Source organism: Nonomuraea sp. NPDC050786 (genome assembly GCF_040654115.1).
In the GTDB taxonomy this organism is placed as follows: domain Bacteria; phylum Actinomycetota; class Actinomycetes; order Streptosporangiales; family Streptosporangiaceae; genus Nonomuraea.
In genome coordinates this window covers 370,953-388,771 of sequence record NZ_JBFAHJ010000004.1, presented here as the reverse complement: position 1 = coordinate 388,771, position 17,819 = coordinate 370,953, and the positions used below count along the sequence as shown (strand labels likewise).

21 protein-coding genes, 1 tRNA gene and 1 pseudogene are annotated in these 17,819 nt (G+C 68.0%); 14 read left to right on the top strand and 9 right to left on the bottom strand.

Annotated features, from left to right (window positions below):
- Positions 1-50: 50 nt before the first annotated feature.
- Together AB0H84_RS11885 and AB0H84_RS11880 are read right to left on the bottom strand one after the other, a co-directional pair.
- Positions 51-1,556 carry a potassium/proton antiporter gene (locus tag AB0H84_RS11885; protein WP_357601967.1) on the bottom strand — a complete coding sequence of 502 codons (1,506 nt, stop codon included), beginning with the start codon at positions 1,554-1,556 and terminating at the stop codon, positions 51-53.
- A gap of 23 nt (positions 1,557-1,579) precedes the next feature.
- A complete protein-coding gene (locus AB0H84_RS11880) occupies positions 1,580-2,149 on the bottom strand; it encodes a 5-formyltetrahydrofolate cyclo-ligase (RefSeq protein WP_357601964.1) in 570 nt (189 codons plus the stop codon).
- Between the two features lie 24 nt (positions 2,150-2,173).
- Between AB0H84_RS11880 and galU the strand changes: the two genes are divergently transcribed.
- The 7 genes from galU (at position 2,174) to AB0H84_RS11845 (ending at position 6,737) form a co-directional block, all read left to right on the top strand.
- A complete protein-coding gene (gene galU, locus AB0H84_RS11875; RefSeq protein ID WP_345001991.1) occupies positions 2,174-3,076 on the top strand; it encodes a UTP--glucose-1-phosphate uridylyltransferase GalU in 903 nt (300 codons plus the stop codon).
- On the top strand, positions 3,063-4,250 hold the full coding sequence (gene glp, locus AB0H84_RS11870; protein WP_357601962.1) for a gephyrin-like molybdotransferase Glp: 1,188 nt from the start codon (positions 3,063-3,065) through the stop codon (positions 4,248-4,250). Before galU ends, glp begins: the two co-directional genes overlap by 14 nt.
- The gene (gene moaC, locus AB0H84_RS11865) at positions 4,247-4,732 is read left to right on the top strand and encodes a cyclic pyranopterin monophosphate synthase MoaC (protein ID WP_357601960.1); all 486 of its coding nucleotides are present in this window, start codon (positions 4,247-4,249) and stop codon (positions 4,730-4,732) included. The genes glp and moaC overlap by 4 nt, the downstream gene beginning before the upstream one ends.
- On the top strand, positions 4,732-5,211 hold the full coding sequence (locus tag AB0H84_RS11860) for a MogA/MoaB family molybdenum cofactor biosynthesis protein (protein WP_357602044.1): 480 nt from the start codon (positions 4,732-4,734) through the stop codon (positions 5,209-5,211). Before moaC ends, AB0H84_RS11860 begins: the two co-directional genes overlap by 1 nt.
- Before the next feature lie 46 nt (positions 5,212-5,257).
- Positions 5,258-5,911 carry a GNAT family protein gene (locus AB0H84_RS11855; protein WP_357601957.1) on the top strand — a complete coding sequence of 218 codons (654 nt, stop codon included), beginning with the start codon at positions 5,258-5,260 and terminating at the stop codon, positions 5,909-5,911.
- A gap of 124 nt (positions 5,912-6,035) precedes the next feature.
- Positions 6,036-6,614, top strand: coding sequence for a hypothetical protein (locus AB0H84_RS11850; protein WP_357601955.1), 579 nt, complete (start codon positions 6,036-6,038; stop codon positions 6,612-6,614).
- 49 nt (positions 6,615-6,663) lie between these two features.
- Positions 6,664-6,737 (top strand) — tRNA-Ala (locus tag AB0H84_RS11845).
- A gap of 57 nt (positions 6,738-6,794) precedes the next feature.
- On the opposite strand, the gene AB0H84_RS11840 is transcribed toward AB0H84_RS11845, so the two are convergent.
- Positions 6,795-7,124: a tyrosine-type recombinase/integrase gene (locus AB0H84_RS11840; RefSeq protein ID WP_357601952.1), complete on the bottom strand. Its 330-nt coding sequence runs from the start codon at positions 7,122-7,124 to the stop codon at positions 6,795-6,797.
- A 133-nt stretch (positions 7,125-7,257) separates the two neighbouring features.
- Here AB0H84_RS11840 and AB0H84_RS11835 point away from each other — a divergent pair, with 133 nt between their 5' ends.
- A complete protein-coding gene (locus AB0H84_RS11835; RefSeq protein ID WP_357602041.1) occupies positions 7,258-7,509 on the top strand; it encodes an FtsX-like permease family protein in 252 nt (83 codons plus the stop codon).
- Positions 7,510-7,640: 131 nt separating this feature from the next.
- On the opposite strand, the gene AB0H84_RS11830 is transcribed toward AB0H84_RS11835, so the two are convergent.
- The gene (locus AB0H84_RS11830) at positions 7,641-8,219 is read right to left on the bottom strand and encodes a TetR/AcrR family transcriptional regulator (protein ID WP_357601950.1); all 579 of its coding nucleotides are present in this window, start codon (positions 8,217-8,219) and stop codon (positions 7,641-7,643) included.
- A 112-nt stretch (positions 8,220-8,331) separates the two neighbouring features.
- Between AB0H84_RS11830 and AB0H84_RS11825 the strand changes: the two genes are divergently transcribed.
- On the top strand, positions 8,332-9,411 hold the full coding sequence (locus tag AB0H84_RS11825; RefSeq protein ID WP_357601947.1) for an amidohydrolase family protein: 1,080 nt from the start codon (positions 8,332-8,334) through the stop codon (positions 9,409-9,411).
- Positions 9,412-9,664: 253 nt separating this feature from the next.
- Here AB0H84_RS11825 and AB0H84_RS11820 read toward each other — a convergent pair whose 3' ends face one another.
- Positions 9,665-9,859, bottom strand: coding sequence for a hypothetical protein (locus AB0H84_RS11820; RefSeq protein WP_357601944.1), 195 nt, complete (start codon positions 9,857-9,859; stop codon positions 9,665-9,667).
- A 23-nt stretch (positions 9,860-9,882) separates the two neighbouring features.
- On the opposite strand from AB0H84_RS11820, the gene AB0H84_RS11815 reads away from it, so the two are divergent.
- Positions 9,883-10,203 (top strand): EthD domain-containing protein, encoded by a 321-nt coding sequence (locus tag AB0H84_RS11815; protein ID WP_357601942.1) that lies wholly within the window; start codon positions 9,883-9,885, stop codon positions 10,201-10,203.
- 280 nt (positions 10,204-10,483) lie between these two features.
- Here AB0H84_RS11815 and AB0H84_RS11810 read toward each other — a convergent pair whose 3' ends face one another.
- Together AB0H84_RS11810 and AB0H84_RS11805 are read right to left on the bottom strand one after the other, a co-directional pair.
- Positions 10,484-11,374 (bottom strand): alpha/beta hydrolase, encoded by an 891-nt coding sequence (locus tag AB0H84_RS11810; protein ID WP_214416627.1) that lies wholly within the window; start codon positions 11,372-11,374, stop codon positions 10,484-10,486.
- Between the two features lie 60 nt (positions 11,375-11,434).
- Entirely contained in the window at positions 11,435-12,304 is an 870-nt protein-coding gene (locus AB0H84_RS11805) for an alpha/beta hydrolase (protein WP_357601940.1), read from the bottom strand.
- 53 nt (positions 12,305-12,357) lie between these two features.
- Between AB0H84_RS11805 and AB0H84_RS11800 the strand changes: the two genes are divergently transcribed.
- Entirely contained in the window at positions 12,358-12,795 is a 438-nt protein-coding gene (locus AB0H84_RS11800) for a helix-turn-helix domain-containing protein (RefSeq protein ID WP_357601937.1), read from the top strand.
- A 153-nt stretch (positions 12,796-12,948) separates the two neighbouring features.
- Here the strand turns inward: AB0H84_RS11800 and AB0H84_RS11795 are convergent.
- Together AB0H84_RS11795 and AB0H84_RS11790 are read right to left on the bottom strand one after the other, a co-directional pair.
- Positions 12,949-13,302: pseudogene (locus AB0H84_RS11795) on the bottom strand (transposase family protein); the annotation flags it as partial.
- A 532-nt stretch (positions 13,303-13,834) separates the two neighbouring features.
- Entirely contained in the window at positions 13,835-14,440 is a 606-nt protein-coding gene (locus AB0H84_RS11790; protein ID WP_357601935.1) for a hypothetical protein, read from the bottom strand.
- 750 nt (positions 14,441-15,190) lie between these two features.
- On the opposite strand from AB0H84_RS11790, the gene AB0H84_RS11785 reads away from it, so the two are divergent.
- From AB0H84_RS11785 to AB0H84_RS11775, 3 genes are all read left to right on the top strand, one after another.
- Entirely contained in the window at positions 15,191-16,135 is a 945-nt protein-coding gene (locus tag AB0H84_RS11785; RefSeq protein ID WP_357601932.1) for a C45 family peptidase, read from the top strand.
- Between the two features lie 518 nt (positions 16,136-16,653).
- Positions 16,654-16,911, top strand: coding sequence for a hypothetical protein (locus AB0H84_RS11780; RefSeq protein ID WP_357601931.1), 258 nt, complete (start codon positions 16,654-16,656; stop codon positions 16,909-16,911).
- Between the two features lie 31 nt (positions 16,912-16,942).
- Positions 16,943-17,539 carry a hypothetical protein gene (locus tag AB0H84_RS11775; RefSeq protein ID WP_357601929.1) on the top strand — a complete coding sequence of 199 codons (597 nt, stop codon included), beginning with the start codon at positions 16,943-16,945 and terminating at the stop codon, positions 17,537-17,539.
- Positions 17,540-17,819 lie beyond the last annotated feature (280 nt).

Genomic DNA, 17,819 nt, shown 5'->3' with positions numbered 1-17,819 from the left:
CTGGCACTCGAGGGATGCGACTGCTAATGCTAACCGATTAGGTCAAACGCCTATTCCAGTCCCCGCTCGCCGTACCAGCCGGCCAGCTTGCCGCTGCGGCTCACGGCGCGCAGGCGGCGCTCCACCTGGTCGCGGCAGGAGGCCGTGGTGACCAGCAGGAGCTGGTCTTCCACCCTGATCCTGGTGTTGCCCTCGGGTACGAAGGATTTGCCGTCGCGGACGACCAGGGTCACCTGCGCGCCCGCGGGCAGGCGGAGCTCGAAGATCTCCACGCCGTGCAGCTTGGAGCCGATGGGCACCTTGACCTGCAGCAGGTCCGCCTTGAGCTCCTCCAGCGGCGCCGACTCCACCTCGAGATCGTGCGCCTCCCCAGGCGCGGCCACGCCGAGCAGCCGGGCCACGAACGGCAGTGTCGGCCCCTGGAGCAGGGTGAACACGATGACGATCACGAAGACCTCGTTGAAGATCTCCTTGGACCCGTCGACGCCGGACGCCCATGGGATGGTCGCCAGCACGATCGGGATCGCGCCGCGCAGCCCCGCCCACGACAGGAACGCCTGGTCACGCCAGCTCACGCGGCCGACCCGCAGCACCCACGACAACAGCGAGCTCGCCACGACGGACAGCGGCCGCGCCACCAGCACGAGTACGGTGCCGGCGATCAGACCGGGCACGATGGCCGACGGCATCTCGCTGGGACTGGCCAGCAGGCCGAGCATGACGAACAGCCCGATCTGCGCCAGCCACGCCGCGCCCTCCGCGAACCCCCTGGTCGCCGCCCGGTGCGGCAGCCGCGAATTGCCCAGGATCAACGCCGTGAGGTAGACGGCCAGGAATCCCGAGCCGTGCAGCAGCACGGCGCCGCCGTACGAGACGAAGGTGAGCGACAGCACGGCGAGGGGATAGAGGCCGGAGGCGGGCAGGGCGACGCGGCGCAGCGCGTATGCGCCCGCCGGGCCGACGGCCAGGCCGACCGCGGCGCCGATGATCAGCTCGAGCGAGGTCTCCAGGAAGAACGTTCCCAGGCTCGGCGCCGGGTGCGAGGCCCCGCTCAGCAGCACGACCGCGATCACCGTGGGGGCGTCGTTGAAACCGGACTCCGCCTCCAGCACGCCCGCCAGCCGCGGAGGCAGCGGCAGCCTGCGCAGCACGGAGAAGACGGCGGCGGCGTCCGTGGAGGCCAGGACCGCGCCGAGGATCAGCGCCGACGTTCGGTCTATGCCGAGAAGTCCCTGTACGACCAGCGCCACCACCACGATGCTGACAGTCACGCCCACCGTTGCCAGCACCATGGCCAAGGGGACGGAACGCCGCACATGGGACCAGCTCGTGGTGAGGCCGCCCTCGGCCAGGATCACCGCCAGCGCCGTGAGCCCGATCTGCTGGGCGAGCTGGGGATTGTCGAAGGGGATCCCGAACCCGGCCTCGCCCAGGACCAGGCCGAATCCGAGGAACACCAGCAGACTGGGCAGGCCGGTGCGGTGCGCGATGCGTACGGACGCGATGGCCGCGATGACGATGGCGGCGCCAAGGAGGAGCCAGACATCCAGCGTCATCTGGCCCCCTCTCGTACCTGCGTTCACATAAGACTAGTGAGTCCTTCTGGTGTCACGGCAAAACGGACCTGCCGGTCATGCGGCTCCGCGGGGAGGTCGTCGACCAGCTCCCCGTCGTGGAGCAGCGCGACCGTGGGGACGTTGGGGCCGACTCTGGCCAGGGCGCGGTCGTACGAGCCGCCGCCGCGCCCGAGCCGTACACCTGTCTTCCTGTCCACCGCCAGCGCGGGCACGATCACGAGCGCGGCGGTGCGGATGGCGTCGACGCCGCGGCGGGTGTCGACCGGCTCCATGATCCCGAAGCGGCCGGGGGCCAGCGAGTCGGGCCCGTCGTACACCGCCCAATCCAGGTCATAGTCCTCGCGGAGGACGGGGAGGATAACGGTGGCTCCATGTTTCCACAGAGCGAACACGAGCCCGTGGGTCTCCGGCTCGGACCCCGTTGACCAGTAGCAGGCCACGAGACCGGCCATCTGAACCCACGGCTGATCGAGCAGCGTTTCGCGGACCCTGATGGCGTTTGCGCGCAGTTGTTCGGGGGAGAGGGAGGCACGCGCGGAGCTCAGCTCCCGACGCAGGTTCAGCTTGTCCACAGGTACCTCCACTAGGGTCTACTCATGGCTGACTTCGACCCTGTGACGAAAGCCGTCGTGCCCGCCGCGGGTCTGGGCACCCGGTTCCTTCCGGCGACCAAGGCGACACCGAAGGAGATGTTGCCCATCGTCGACAAGCCCGCGATCCAGTATGTCGTCGAGGAGGCCGCCTCGGCGGGGCTCCTCGATGTGCTCATGGTCACCGGCAAGAATAAACGGTCCATAGAAGATCATTTCGACCGCGCATTCGAGCTGGAGGAGGCCCTCGAGGCCAAGGGCGACGAGCACCGGCTGTCCCAGGTCCGCGAGCCCGCCTCCCTGGCGACCCTCCACTACGTACGGCAGGGCGAGCCCAAGGGGCTCGGCCACGCGGTGCTCTGCGCCAAGCAGCACGTCGGCGACCATCCCTTCGCCTGTCTGCTCGGCGACGACCTGATCGACCGCCGCGACCCGCTGCTCAAGCGCATGATCGAGGTGCGCGACACGTTCGGTGGGAGCGTGATCGCGCTGATGGAGGTGCCCAAGGAGCAGGTCTCCCTGTACGGCGTCGCGACCATCGAGGCGACCGCCGAGGACGACGTCGTACGCGTGACCGACCTGGTGGAGAAGCCCCCGGCCGACGAGGCGCCGTCCAACTGGGCGATCATCGGGCGTTATGTGATCGATCCGGCGGTGTTCGAGGTGCTGGAGAACACGCCGCCGGGGCGCGGAGGCGAGATCCAGCTCACCGACGCGCTGCGCACGCTCGCCGGGCGCGGCTCCTCGGAGGGCGGCCCCGTGCATGGGGTGCTCTTCCGGGGGCGCAGGTACGACACCGGTGACAAGCTCGACTATCTGCGGACGGTGGTGAAGTTCGCGGCGGATCGGGAGGATCTGGCGCCGGAGTTCCTGCCGTGGCTGCGGGAGTTCCTCGATGAAGTCGGTTGACCAACATCTGGCTGACATCCTGACCACCGTCCGCCCGCTGGCGCCGATCGAGCTTGAGCTGGAGCAGGCGCTGGGGGCGACGCTGGCCGAGGAGGTCTCGTCGCCGGTGCCGCTGCCGCCGTTCGACAACTCGGCCATGGACGGATATGCCGTACGCGCCGCTGACGTCTCGGACGTCCCCGTCACGCTGCCGGTGATCGACGATGTGGCGGCCGGTTCCGTGGAGCTGCGGGCCGTGGGTCCGGGGCATGCCGTACGGATCATGACCGGCGCCCCCATGCCTGCCGGGGCCGATGCCGTGGTGCCGGTGGAGTGGACGGACGGGGGGACGGTCTCCGTACGGATCACCCGTCCGGCGAGCGTCGGCAACGCGATCCGGCGGGCAGGGGAGGACGTGGGGGCCGGCGAGGTCGTGCTCAAACCGGGCACGGTGATCGGGCCGGCCCAGCTCGGGATCATCGCCGGAGTGGGGCGGCGGCGGGTCTGGGCCCGGCCCCGGCCCCGGGTCGTCGTCATCTCGACGGGCGCGGAGCTGGTCGAACCGGGCGGCCCGCTGGCTCCCGGGCAGATCTGGGACTCCAACAGCTTCACGCTGACCGCCGCCGTGCGCGAGGCGGGGGCCGAGGGGTTCCGGGCGGGGTCTGTCGGGGACGATCCGGCGGTGCTGCTCGACCGGCTTGACACGCATCTCGTGCGGGCCGATGCGATCATCACCAGCGGTGGAGTCTCCATGGGGGCGTACGAGCCGGTCAAGGAGGCCCTGTCGCCGCTCGGGACGGTCCGGTTCGAGAAGGTGGCGATGCAGCCGGGGATGCCGCAGGGATTCGGCGTGCTGGGGGAGGACCAGGTGCCGATCTTCGCGCTGCCCGGCAACCCGGTGTCGTCCTTCGTGTCTTTCATGCTGTTCGTACGTCCGGCGCTCGACAAGATGCGCGGGCTTCCCGCGGCGGTGCCGGAGGCGGTCACCGCTCGCGTCACCGGGCCGCTGCGGTCGCCTGTGGGGCGCCGGTCGTTCCTGCGCGGCGTGCTGGCCTCCGACGGCACGGTGACGCCGGTGCACGGGCAGGGTTCGCACCAGCTCGCCGCCCTGGCCGCGGCGAACGCGCTGATTGTGGTGGCCGAGGACGTGACCGAGGTGCCGGAGGGTTCCTCGGTGGAGGTGATCATGCTGTGAATGAGCAGGGTGGGCTGACCCACGTCGATGAGACGGGGGCCGCTCGCATGGTGGACGTGTCCGCCAAGGACGTGTCGGCCCGGACCGCCACGGCCACCGGACGGGTGCTGCTGTCCGGCGAGGTCGTGTCGCTGCTGCGCTCCGGCGAGGTGCCCAAGGGGGACGCGCTGGGGGTGGCGCGGATCGCGGGGATCATGGGTGCGAAACGGACGCCAGACCTGATTCCGCTCTGCCATCCGATCGCGCTGCACGGGGTGAAGGTCACGCTGGACGTCGAGGACTGGGGCGTGGCGATCACCTGCCGGGTGAAGACGGCCGACCGCACCGGAGTGGAGATGGAGGCGTTGACGGCGGTCTCGGTGGCGGCGCTGGCGCTGTTCGACATGGTGAAGGCGGTCGATCCGGGCGCGATGATCACCGACGTGCGGGTGGAGGAGAAGCTGGGCGGCAAGACCGGCCGCTGGGCCAGGGACGAGACGTGATGCGGGCGCTCGTGATCACCGTGTCGAACCGGGCGTCGGCCGGGATTTATGCCGACAAATCCGGTCCGCTCCTCGCCGACCTGCTCCGTGGTGAGGCGGGCTGTGACGTCGTGGACGGACCCCTGGTGGTGCCCGACGGGGAGGCGGTCGAGGGTGCCCTTCGTGACGGGGTGGCGGAGGGGTACGACGTCATCGTGACCACCGGAGGGACCGGGCTGACCCCCATGGACCTGACGCCGGAGATGACCGCCCGGGTAATTTCTCGGGAAATTCCCGGCATAGCCGAGGCCATCCGGCTGGCGAACCGGGAAAAGGTCCCTGCCTCCGTGCTCTCCAGAGGTCTCGCAGGCCAGGCGGGTAACACGTTGATCGTGAATTTGCCCGGATCGTCCGGTGGCGTACGCGATGGGGTCGCCGTACTCGCGCCGATCCTCCAGCATGCGGTCGATCAGGTCAGGGGCGGCGATCACCCGCGCTGACCTCGATTCCGTGATCCGTGGCGACATCGCCCCCGATGGGGGGATGATGAGAGGTGTGGATCGACTTCGTGGCTGGCCGGCGACACTGAACGACGGTCCGGTAGGCCTCCGGCCGCTGCGGCTGAGCGATGTGCGCGTGTGGCGGGAGACGCGGCTGCGCAATGCCGACTGGCTACGTCCCTGGGAGCCGAGCAACCCCGAGACTCCGCTGTTCAGGACCGGTCTGGGGCCGTACGTCTCCATGGTCGGCACCCTGCGCCGCGAGGCCAGGCAGGGCCTGGCGATGCCGTGGGTGATCACGTACGGGGGGCGCTTCGCGGGGCAGCTGACCGTCGGCGCGATCGTGTGGGGGTCGGCCCGCTCCGCCCAGGTCGGCTACTGGATCGACGGCGCGCTGGCCGGCAAGGGCATCACCCCCACCGCCCTCGCCATGGCCGTCGACCACTGCTTCTTCACCACGGGGCTGCATCGGCTCGAGGCGAACATCCGTCCCGAGAACCAGGCCAGCCGTCGGGTGGTTGAAAAGCTGGGATTTCGGGAAGAAGGCATTCGGCGGCGCCAACTCCACATCGACGGGGCCTGGCGCGACCACATCTGCTACGCGCTGACCGTCGAGGACGTTCCTGGCGGGCTTCTCGTGCAATGGCGTCGCGCCCGTGAGTCAGCCGCTCACGGAGGATCTCCCGTCGAAGAGGTTTGACGATCTCGCGACACACCGCACCGAATGCTCGTCAATTAGTGACACGCGGTCTTACGGTGCGTGACGTGAGCACATTGAAGGCGCGACGAGCACACTCGCGTCTTTGTGCTGCCCGGAGGTGGTCGTGAGCAGCGTCCTCCTCTATCTGGCCATCGTCGTGATGTGGCTCTGTGTCCTGATTCCGATGTGGCTGCGCAGAGACAAGACCAACCTCGCCGAGCTGGCCGAGCTCGAAGAGCACTACACCGGCGAGCATCAGCTGCCCGACCTCGACAACCTGAGCCCTTCGGACGCGGACGAGGACGACGGGGCCGAGGTGGAGAAGGTCGACGTGCGCCAGTTCCGGCTTCGGCGCCGCGCCATCATCGTGGCCCGCCGGCGTCGGCTCCTGTTCTTCACGGCCCTGCTGGTCCTGGCCTCGGTCGTGACGGCTGCGGTGCAGATGATCCCGTGGTGGGGCGTGGCGCCCTCTGTCGTCATCATGTTCGCGTACACCGCCTTTCTCCGCATCGCCGTACAAGTGGACCGGGAGCGGCGCGAACGCGCCCGCCGGATGCGCGCGGAACGGCTGCGGCGAGCTCGGGAACAGCGGCGGACCGCGGAGGAGGCAGCCCAGGCGGAGGTCATCGATCTCACGTCGCTGCATCCGGACGTTCTGTTCGATCAATACGCCGAGCCGCCCAAGCGGGCAGTGGGGGACTGAAAGGGTGGCGCGAGGACCCTCAAGAGTTTGCTAACCTAGTCGAGTCCTTGGGGATGTAGCGCAGTCCGGTAGCGCACTTCGTTCGCATCGAAGGGGTCAGGGGTTCGAATCCCCTCATCTCCACCCAGGTCAAAGGCCGCTTCCAGAGCATTGGAAGCGGCCTTTTGCGTTGCTGAGTGACTACAGGTCCCGGAAGATCTGGTCCACCGCTTCGGCGCGCTCCAAGAGGAGGGGGCGGAGCTTGTTGGCGGGAGACCGTTCCGGTGGCGCTGGTGTTGCGGTGCCCGACCAGGCGAGAGATGCCTCGATGGGCATGCCGGCGTCGGAGAGCATCGAGACGAAGCTGTGCCGCATCTCGCTCGGTGTCCACTCTTGGGCGTTGAGGCCGGCCTTCTTGAGGACGGCTCGGAACGAGCGGCGGACGTTGTGGGAGTCGAGTTCCGTGCCGACCTTGGATGCGAAGACGAGGTCGTTGTCCTGCCATCGGTCGCCTGCCGCCTTCTTGGCCACGTCCTGTCGCTCGCGGTGGAGTTGAGGGCTTCCGCGCAGCGTTTGGGCATGGCCAGTGTGCGGCGGGATTTGCGGTTCTTGGTGTCGCCGCCTTCGCGTACCGAGCGCCAGAGCATGACGACGGGCGGCGCAGATCCGCTCGATGGTCCGCTGGGAGGCGGCGGCCGTGGTCACCCTCGGCACGATCCTCGGTCTGGTGATCGCGATGGGCACGCCGGTGCTGCTGCATCTGACGAGCGGCAGCTCGTACCTGCGCCCTGCCCCACAGTGGTGGCTCTTCTCGCTGGTCGCGGCGGGTGCGGCCGTGGCGACGCTGGCGACCTCGGCGCTGCCCGCGCGCCGGGCCGCGTCCGTACCCGGCCTGGAGGCAGCCAGGGCGGAGTGAGCCCCCACGTCCAGTGAGCGGCCGTCGCCTCGTCGAGGCGAGATGCCGACGGCTTCCAACGGTACGGGCGGCGACTCACAACGTGCACCTTTCGTCTCGCACTGCTGCCCTGCGGGATGCCGGCTAGGGGGTCATGGCCTGGTCAGCGGAATGAGCACCTCATCGACGATGGAGGCGATCTCGCAGGAGTCCACGAGACCGCCCTCCCATACCTGGAGGAGGATCAGGCGTGGCCCGACTGAGACAATGCGCGGGGTGAGGCTGCCGGGTGCGGCTTCGCCGCGTTCGACCGCCTGGCGCAGGACGGACAGCAGTACTTCCTGGTGCGGGCGGATCACCAGCCGGTGGACCTGCTCGAACAGCTCGGGATGGCGGTGGCGGTGGGCGATGAGCGGGAGCAGCGCGCGGCCGCGCGGCTCGTCGAGCGCCCGTACGAAGTGCTCGAGCAGGGCGATCAGGTCATCGCGCAGTGTGCCCGTGCCGGGCGGCGCCGGCGGTTCGCCGAAGCCGGTCGCGGGGTCGCTCAGCGCGGCGAGGACGAGTTCGGCCGGGGTGGACCAGCGCCGGTACAAGGCCGCTTTCCCGGTCCCGGCCGCGGAGGCGATCTTGTCAAACGTCAGCTCCTCGAAGCTACTCTCGGCCAGTTCGCTCAGGACGGCCTGGAAGATCGCGGTGGTGAGGGCGTCTCCGCGGCGCCGGGTAGGACTCATGAGGACGGATTATCACGCACTTCGCCGTGCTAGCCTCCGTTAGTGAACAAAGTTGTTCCCTATTTGAGGCGGGTGGCCCATGTCCACTGACGGCAGGACAGCCTTGCGCAATGTGCGGGTCTTCGATGGCAAACGGCTCGGCGAGCCCCGTACCGTCGTCATCGACGGTGCGCTGATCGGTGACGATCCCGCAGGGACGGAGGAGATCGACGCGGCTGGGGCGGCGCTGCTGCCCGGGCTGATCGACGCGCATGTCCACCTGCACGGCCCTGGGAACCTGGCCGCCCTGGCCGCCTGGGGAGTGACGACCGGGCTCGACATGGCCTGCTGGCCGGCGGAGCGGGTGGCCTCGTTGCGCGAGGCCGGGGGAGTGGCCGACTTCCGTACTGCTGGACTGCCCGCGATCGGGCCGGGCGGCCACCACGCCCGCATGCCGGGAATGCCGCCGGAAGCCGTCATCCTGACGGCAGCCGATGCCCGGCGGCACGTCGAGGCGCGGGCGGCGGAGGGTGTCGACTACATCAAGGGCGTCGCCGAGGCTCCCGGCGAGGGCGGGCCCCCCGCGGACGCGCTGCGCGCGCTGGTGGAGGCGGCACGCGAGTACGGGCTCAAGACGATCGTGCACGCCGCCACCCCGGGCGCCTACACGATGGCCGTGGAGTCGGGGGCGGAGTTCGTCACGCACACGCCGATCGCCGGCGGGGTCCGGGCGCACGACGTGGCCGCGATGAGGAGCGCCGGCCAGAGGTCCATCCCGACGATCACCATGATGGAGGCGTTGCTCACCGCCTTCATGACCTCCGGCCCGCCGCCTGGGCGGGACCACCACCTGGGGGAGGTGCTGGGCGACGTCGGCCGTCTGCACCGGGCCGGTATTGAGATCCTCGCCGGGACGGACGCGAACGCCCAGCCGTCCGCGCCGCTGCCCGTGCCCCACGGCGAGAGCCTGCATCACGAATTCGAGCTGATGGCGCGGGCCGGAATGACGCCGGTGGAGATCCTGCGCTCGGCGACCGTGCTGCCCGCCCGCGCCTTCGGCCTGGCCGACCGGGGCGCCGTCCGGCCGGGTATGCGGGCCGACCTGTTGCTGGTCAACGGCGACCCGACCCGGGACATCACGGCCACCCGCGACATCCGCGCCGTATGGTGCGCCGGTCACCCCGTCACTCCGGCCGCCGCTCGCGAACCCTGAACCTGAGCGGCTGCACGAGCGGAGGTTTCCGCAACCGCGGCGGCGTCGAGCAGGTCGAGGCAGTACCGCCACAGGCCGGCGACGGCCCCGCAGTCAACAACGGCGCTCGACGTACCGGTCGACCGCTGGCTCAAGGGCCGCGTCCCCTACCCCCGCCACCGCTGGGCACTGGCCGACTTGCTGCCCACCCGCCTCGACGGGACAGATCGACCGGCTTCCTGAAGGCCACGTCACCGCTACCGCCCACCGTCACTCAAGCAGCATCCGCCGCATTCGCCAGGAAAGACCGGTTGACCTCGATCAGGTGATCAAGCGCTTCCCTGGCGGCCGTGAGGCTGTCGATCGTCGATGTAAGGCGGGTTCGCTCATGATTCATGACGGCCAAGGCCTGCAGGGCCTTGGCCGTGGTGGGCTCCGACATGCAGGGGACCATCTGAGCGATGCTCATGGTGGACATGCTGGCGGCTAGGAATGTCTGAATCAACGCCACCCGCTGGACGTGATCGTCGTTGTAGCACCGCTGGCCATTATCACCGAAACCGCCACGCCCCATTGTTCGCGGAGGCGCGACGGTACGTGAAGAAGTACACCGTCTCTCACCCGGTTCCCGCCGACGGCTACCCGAGCCCCGGCTATGACGGCCTCACTGAGATCTGGTTCGAAACCTGGGCGGACCATGACGCCTTCTTCGGATCGAAGAATTACAAGGAGCTGCTGAACCCGGACGAAAGCAAGTTCATCGATTTGGATTCGGTGGTGGTCATGGTCACCAAAGAAAAGGTCGTGATCTGATACGGGCTGCCGGGGGAGCTGGACGATGAGGCGGAGCCTGTCGTCCAGCTCCGCAGCGAACGGCTCAGGACGCGACCGTCATGCTTCTTCTCTGCTTGATCGTCTTGGTGATTCGGGTGGTCAGCCTGTTGCACCTCCCGACGAATCGGCCACCTCGACGCGCTCCACAGCCTCGCCGACCAGGTCGCCGGCGACCGCTACAACCCGGTCGGAATGAGCACCGTCAACCACTGACCGCTCACCCGGCGCGGATGCCGACGCCGGGCGGGTGGCTTGCTGCTCACGGCTTCACCATCGTGCGGACGAATGTGGCCGCGCGAGTCATCGCCGCGTCGGCCTCGTCCCACGAGGCGGCGAATGACTGGAAGACGTGTGTCGCCTGCGCGGTGACGTCTAGCGTCACCGACACGTCGGCCGCCACGAGCCTTGCCGCGAGCCGGGTGGAGTCGTCCAGCAGCACCTCGTCAGAGCCGACCTGGATCAATGTGGGCGGCAGACCGTGCAGGTCCGCGAACAGCGGGCTGTGCTGTTCTGCCGCGGATGCGTCGCCGAGGTAGTCACGCACGCGGCGTTCGAGGGCGGTGCGGTTCACGATGAAGTCCGCCTCGGCCCTGGCCGTCATCGAATCGCCACTGAGTGTGAGGTCAACCCACGGCGAGAACAGCAACGCCGCGGCGGGCATCGGCTCGTCGGCAGCGGAAAGAGCCGCCAGCAGGCCGAGCGCCACCCCGCCGCCGGCCGACTCGCCGGCGACCGCCACCCGTTGCGGATCGACGCCGGAGGCGATCAGGGCGCGATAAGCGCGTACCGCGTCGTCGGTGGCGGCAGGGGCGGGATGCTCGGGTGCCAAGCGGTAGTCGATGGTGATCACCCGTGTCTGTGACCTGCGGGCCAGGTCTGCGACGATCCCCAGCGAGCTGCGCGCCGACCCGAAGACATACGCCCCGCCGTGGAAGTACAGGACGGTGCCGACGCGGGGCTCTTCCGCGAGTTCGACCAAGAGGCCAGGGATCGTGTCGTAGTGGGCTTCGGTGACGATGACGTCCTCAGGGACAGGATGGTGGGACAACAGCTGCTCGAACAGGGCACGCTGTTCGTGGACCGCACCGCCGAGGTCGAGGGGGGACGACGCGCGAAACTGCCGGATGGCCTCTCGCTGCTCACGGCTCATATCTGCTCCTTGCTGTGGGTTCGGTCGGCTCTGTTCCGGACGGGTCTTGAAGGTGTGAGCTCAGACGGCCCGGGCGTGCTCAATGAGAAGGTCGGCGAAGGCGTCCGGCTGGTCGATCGGGGTGATGTGACCGCAGTCCTCAAGCAGGTGCTGGGTGAGGCAGCCGGTGATCGGTTCGAGTTGGCGGGCGGTGGCCGCGCCGATCGCGCCACCGCCGATGGCGAGGGTCGGCGTTGTCAGTCGCTGGTCCTGCGCCCAGTTCCCGATCCATTCCGCGGTGGCCGGCACCGCGCGGTAGTGGTCGAAGGCATTGCCGAGACTCGTTTTGCCCCGATATGCCTCGACGATCACCCGTGTAAGGTCTGCCGGCAGACCTCGGCGACTGCCGGCGGAGAGGAAGAAACGGACGTAGCGCTCCGCCGAGTTCTCCAGGACGTCCTCGGCCAGACCACCGGGCGCCTGGTGGAAGCCGAACCACCACGGCAGCCCCTGCCGTAGGAAGGCCTCGGCGCCGGGCAGAAGTCCGATCAACCCTTCGGACAGGGTCAGGCTGGTCACGCGCTCGGGCGACGATGCTGCCAGGGCGAATGCCGGAGTGACACCTAGATCGGTGCCGACGACGTGTGCCTCGCGGTCACCTAGGACGTCCAACATTCGGAGCAGGTCCGTGGCGATCGCGGATGCCTGATAGCCGCGGACGGCGGGTGTGCTGTCGCCCAGCCCGTGCAGGTCCGGCGCGAGGGCCCGGAAACCTGCCGCGGCCAGCCGGGGTGCGACATCGCGCCAGATCGCGCGGGTGTGCGGGAAGCCGTGCAGCAGCAGTACGGCCGGCCCCTGCCCGAGAGTCTCCACGGCGAGTTCGACCCCGTCGATCGGTATCCGGTGCACGGTCGCGCCGGGAAGGTGGGGGGAAAGAGTCTCCTGGCGCACAGGTGCCCTCCTTGATTACGCTTGGGAACGTGGTAACCGTAGGAGACCGTTCAATGAACGGGGAAGAAGGCACTTTTCCGACACAAGGTGACCTCGTGGTAACTGCCTCGCGGCAGGGGAACTTGTTCGATCCTCTGTGCCCGACACGGCTCCTGCTCGACCGGGTGGGGTCGCGATGGACGACCATGGCGGTGCTGTCGCTTGCCGCCGCCGAGGGCGAGCTGCGGTTCACCGAGTTGAAGCGCGAGATGACCGGTGTGTCGCAGAAGATGCTGGCGCAGACCCTCAGGGCGCTGGAACGAGACGGACTTGTCGATCGTCGTGTCGAGGCGAGCAAGCCTCCACGGGTGTACTACCGTCTGACCGGCCTGGGCGCCACGCTCGTCGCGCCGCTGCGAAGTCTGCGAGCCTGGGCTGAGCAGTACATGCCCCTGATCCAGCACAACTGCGACATGTTCGACGCCGCTGACCGCCCGGACGGCCACGGCTAAACAGCCGTGAGCCGACGAAGGACTCCTCCAAGCTGCGTGATACTGCGTTGGCATGGATTTCGAAAGGCGGGTGGTACACCGCCAAGATCAGTGACCTCTTTTCATCCTCGGGCGACCTCGTAGTTCTGCAGAAGAGCGATGGCCTTGCAGAGGTGGTGACGCGATCACCTGGATGTTCATCCCATGCACGCGGTGCTTGCCGGAGAAGTACGGCCGGTCGGCGGCGACCCGGTCGGTGCGGATCAGCGTGCCCTCCAGCACCAAGTAATGCACTCCATCCCGGCGGGCCTTGCGCAGCGCCTGCCCAAGCTTGAGCGAACGCGCCGACAGCAGCATCACGGTCTCCTCCACATGCCGCCAAGCGGTCGCGGTGGAGACACCGAACCCGGCCCCCAGCTCGGTGAACGTCTCGCCCTTGCGCAGGTGAACCAGCACCAGCAGGGCCTGCTGTCCCGGGTTGAGCAGCCGCCAGGCCGACTTGATCGCCTCATGATGCCGGCGGATCACTCCGGCGACGTAGTTCAGCGTCGAACGCGACAAATCGACGGCAGCAAGTTGGCAGCAGAACTGTAGGTCGTTCTGGAGTTCAGCGAGGGCTTGAGCGGCGCGCTCCTTGTCGCCTCGATCTCTGCTGGGTGACAAACTGAGTGACGATCTAGACGTACGAGCTCGGACGTTCGCGGACTCGGGGAGACGTGCGACGCAGGTCAGAGGCAATATTGGTGCTGGTGGCCATCATGGTCAAGTGGCTTCGCATCGAAGGGGTCAGGGGTTCGAATCCCCTCATCTCCACCCAGGGCCGTTCTTGAAACGGCCGGACTGAAGTTGACGGGATCCCGTCTGATCGTTGAGATCAGGCGGGATCTTGTCGTTTCAGGGGTTTCCGCATCGGGTTCGTCCTGGTTTGGGAGTGGCGGAGCGGGTGTCCGGGGAGGCCCGGGTGGTGTCTGGTCGCTGGTGGAGGACTGGGTTCGCGTCGCTGGGCATGGCGATGCCGGCTCAGGGCTGGGCGCTGCGACAAGGTGATCTGAGTTGCGCGTTATGGGATGGGTGGTGGCCGGCTCCGGCCCGTGAGTGGCGAGCGGTCGAGGTGCTCTGCTGGGATCTCGAAGGTCTCGGCGGATGCGTCGGGCTCGTCTGGGGGCTGGTGGGTGTGGCGCCAGGCGCCGAGGAAGTGGTCGTTGGCGACGGTGACGAGCAAGGCAACCAGGATGGTCTGGGCGACGCGGCCGTGGGCGAGCCGGATCTTCGGGTCACTCAGGTCGAGGTCGTGGCCCTTGAGGCAGCCGTTCAGTCCCCCCGTCATCGCCCTGACGGTGGAGTACGTCCCCCGCCACGAAGGGCTGAGGTAGGCCAGGTCCTGGCGGAACTTGTCGAGGTGGCCGAGGACGCCGGGGTGCAGGGTGACGGTCTGCTGGTGACAGATCTTCGGCAGATCGCGGGTTTTGTGGTCGGGTGCCGCGGTCAGCACGCGGGGTTTGGCTGCGATGTGGGCGGCTCTCTGCCGGGCGTCGGTGAGATCGACAGCGGCGGCGTGGCTGGGCCCGCGCTCGTGGAGACGGTCGAAGCGGGGGCAGGTGACCGACGGGGAGGTGCCTGCTGCCGGGCACTGGAAGCGGAGGGCACCGCCTGGATTCGTGCCCAAGCACTTCTTCGCCTGCGACGTCACCCGAGAAGGCCCAGATAGTGCTCTCCTCGGAGCATCGAGACACACAGTGGCTGCCGTATCAGGCCGCATACGAGTCGCTGCGTTACGACGACGACAAGACAGCGCTTTGGGAACTCGACCAGCGGATTCACCGCCGAGACCTGCCAGGCGCCCCATAGCAGGCGACGTACTGCAGCAAGCGTCCACTCGTCTGCCCCCCGTCGACGACGCGGCAGTACGGGAAACGATCACCACCCTTCGGGAAGCGATCTTCTCGACCCCTGTTGTCCTCCTGGTCGGCCCTACTCGTGAACACCCCATCACTGAGCGGGTGGCCTCGGCCCGTCGCAATCGGCCGTCACCTGGCACATGGAGCTCGGCACGTCTACGTATACATGCCTCGGTACGTTTACCTGTACGCCGACAGCACGTCCCCTGCCGACGCGGCCACGGCGCGCGACCCGGGCACGGCGATCCAGCGCCAACTTGTCAAAGGGCACGGAGTACGGATCATCCGATAGAGGGCGTGCTCCGCGCACGATGGATGCCCTAAACGCCAGCCTTCCTGACTCCCGGCTTCTCCAACGCGGGACATGTTCGCCTACTTGGAATCGGCCACGCTCGCGTTCAGCGGCTTCATCAGATCCAGCGTCTGGCCGTCGCCGATGGCGGCCACCTGGTGAATTACCCGCGCAATTAGCTAGGTTGCCCTCACCTCGTCCGATTCTCACAGGGAAAGTGGCAGCCATGCGGCAACAGCACAAGACCTTCCAGGCGATCGAGGTCGGCGACGGCGGCGACGGGCGGTGGGCCGCCTACGCCCGGGCCCTGTGGCAGGACATGGAGGGCCTGCTGACCGCGGAGGGCCGGACTACGGAGGGCGCGGATCGTGTTCGGGCGCTGTTCCGTGCGCACATGCCGGAACTGGTGCCGGTTCTGGACCGCCTGGCCGGCCAACTCGACCGGCCCGAGGCGGAAGTCTTCCTCACCCACGCGGCACTGCGGCCGTTCTCCCAGGCCTGCACCCAGATCGGCCAGAACGGCACTCTGCTGCGCAACTATGACCTACGGCCCGATCAGTGCGAGGGGACCATCGTCTCCTCCTGCTTCCTGCGCCCCGTGATCGGGATGCAGGACATGCTGTGGGGCTTGCTGGACGGGATGAACGACGCCGGTCTCGCGGTCTCGCTCACCTGGGGCGGACGTTCTGTCTACGGACGTGGCTTCGCCATTCTCATCCTCGTGCGCTACCTGCTGGAGACGTGCGACACCGTCGATGAGGCGGTCGACAGGCTGCGGTCCCTGCCGGTCGCCGTCCCCCAGAACCTCACCCTTGTCGATCCCAAGAAGGCGATGACGGTGTTCGTGGGACCGGATATGCCACCGACGGTGGCACCGGACGCCTGCGCCTCCAATCACCAGCACCTGCCGGTGACCGACGAGCAGGAGCGGGCCATGCGGACGCAGGAGCGGCTGCGAGCCATCCGCGCCGCGGGCGCGGACGTGGCGGCGATGCTCAAGCCGCCGCTGTATCGATCCGTCGACGAGCAGGGGACGGTAACGCTCTACACCGCCCACTACCGGCCCGCCGAGGGCCTTGTGACGTACTACTGGCCCGGTGAGTCCTGGCAACAGTCCTTCGGCGACTTCACACCCGGAACCCGCACCGTGACCTTGGGCCGGGCCAGCTGAAAAGCTTTCCGGACTCCTGCTCACCCCTGCACGAAGATCTTGCAGAACATGATTTCACTCACCGCAGACAAGCCCTCCCTCGGCTGGCCCTGCCACGGGGCAATCCCCCTGAACGGTCAGCGCCCGGGCTGCCTACGCGGGAAGCGATCATTCTCTTCTCGGGAAGCGATCTTCTCAACCCCTCTTGCGCCCCAGGCCAGCCCTATTCGTGAACACCCCACCAGGGGCCGTTCTTGAAACGGCTGGCAGTTAGTTGACGGGATCCCGTCTGATCGTCGAGATCAGGCGGGATCTTGTCGTTTCGAGGGATTCCGAATCGGGTTCGTCCTGGTTTGGGAGTTGCGGAGCAGCTGTCCGGGGAGGCCCGGGTGGTGTCTGGTCGCTGGTGGAGGACTGGGTTTGCGTCGCTGGGCATGGCGATGCCGGCTCCGGGCGGGGTGGTGCGACACGGTGATCTGGCTTGCGGGTTATGGGATGGGTGGTGGCCGGCTCCGGCCCGTGAGTGGCGAGCGGTCGAGATGTTCCGCTGGGATCTCGAAGATGTCGGCGGATGCGTCGGGCTCGTCTGGGGGCTGGCGGATGTGACGCCACTGGTCGAGAAAGTGGTCGTTGGCGACGGTGACGAGCAACGCGACCAGGATGGTCTGGGCGACGCGGCCGTGGGCGAGCCGGTTCTTCGGATCACCCAGATCGAGGTCGTGGCCTTTGAGGCGGGCCGTTCAGTCCTTCCGTCATCGCCCTCGCAGTGGAGTACGTCCCTCGCCACGAAGGGCTGAGGTAAGGCAGATCCTGGCGGAGTTTGTCGAGGTGCCCGAGGTCGCCGGGGTGCAGGGTGATGGTCTGCTGGTGGCAGATCTTCGGCAGATCGCCGGTTTTGCGGTCGGGTGCCGGGGGCAGCACGCGGGGTTTGGCCGCGACGTGGGCAGCTCTCTGCCGGGCGTCGGTCAGGTCGACCGCCGTGGCGCGGATAGGCCCTACCTGCGGAGACGGTCTTTCAGCTCCGCGTCCACCCGGACGGGTGGCAAGGTCGTTCGGTCACGCGTCATGGACGGCTTCCTTCCTGTGTCATGGAGTTATCGAGAGGCGCTTGCCGGTTGTGCGGCGGTGCCGCACAACCGGCCGCGTAGAACGTTGCAGCACAGCGTTCTACGCCTCATCCATAGCTTCCAACGAAGAGATGAAGTCGCCAAGGTGCTGGTCGGTGATTCGGCGGAGTTTGCCGATCTTGATGCTCTTGAGCTGGCTGGTACGGAGAAGGAAGTAGACCTGTCACGTCCGATGCTCAGCATCTCTGCGACTTGTTTGTCGGTGTATGCCTGTATACGCATCCCCCTCTCGTTCGTGGTGGTGCGGCTCTCTTCCTTTGCGGGGCCTCCGCGCACAGTCGCTGGTTACGGATTGTGATTGTCCGTCCGTTCGTCCGTCCGCGTCTGCCGCGCCCTATACGCGCGCAGGAGCGCGGATATGAGATCGCCGATGCTGACCCCGTCGTCAGGGGCCTGCCTCAGCGCAACCATCAGGGCCTCTTCGGACTCCCCGTACGGCGGTGTCGCGGGCATGCCGGGGCGATGGCGGTGCGGCGCTCTGAGAGGCTTGCAGCGCCTCGTGCGCCTCCAGGGCAGCGGCGGAGATCGCGTCCAGCGGGGGGTGGTTGGCGCGTGCCGTTCGGCGGTGCGCTGCACGC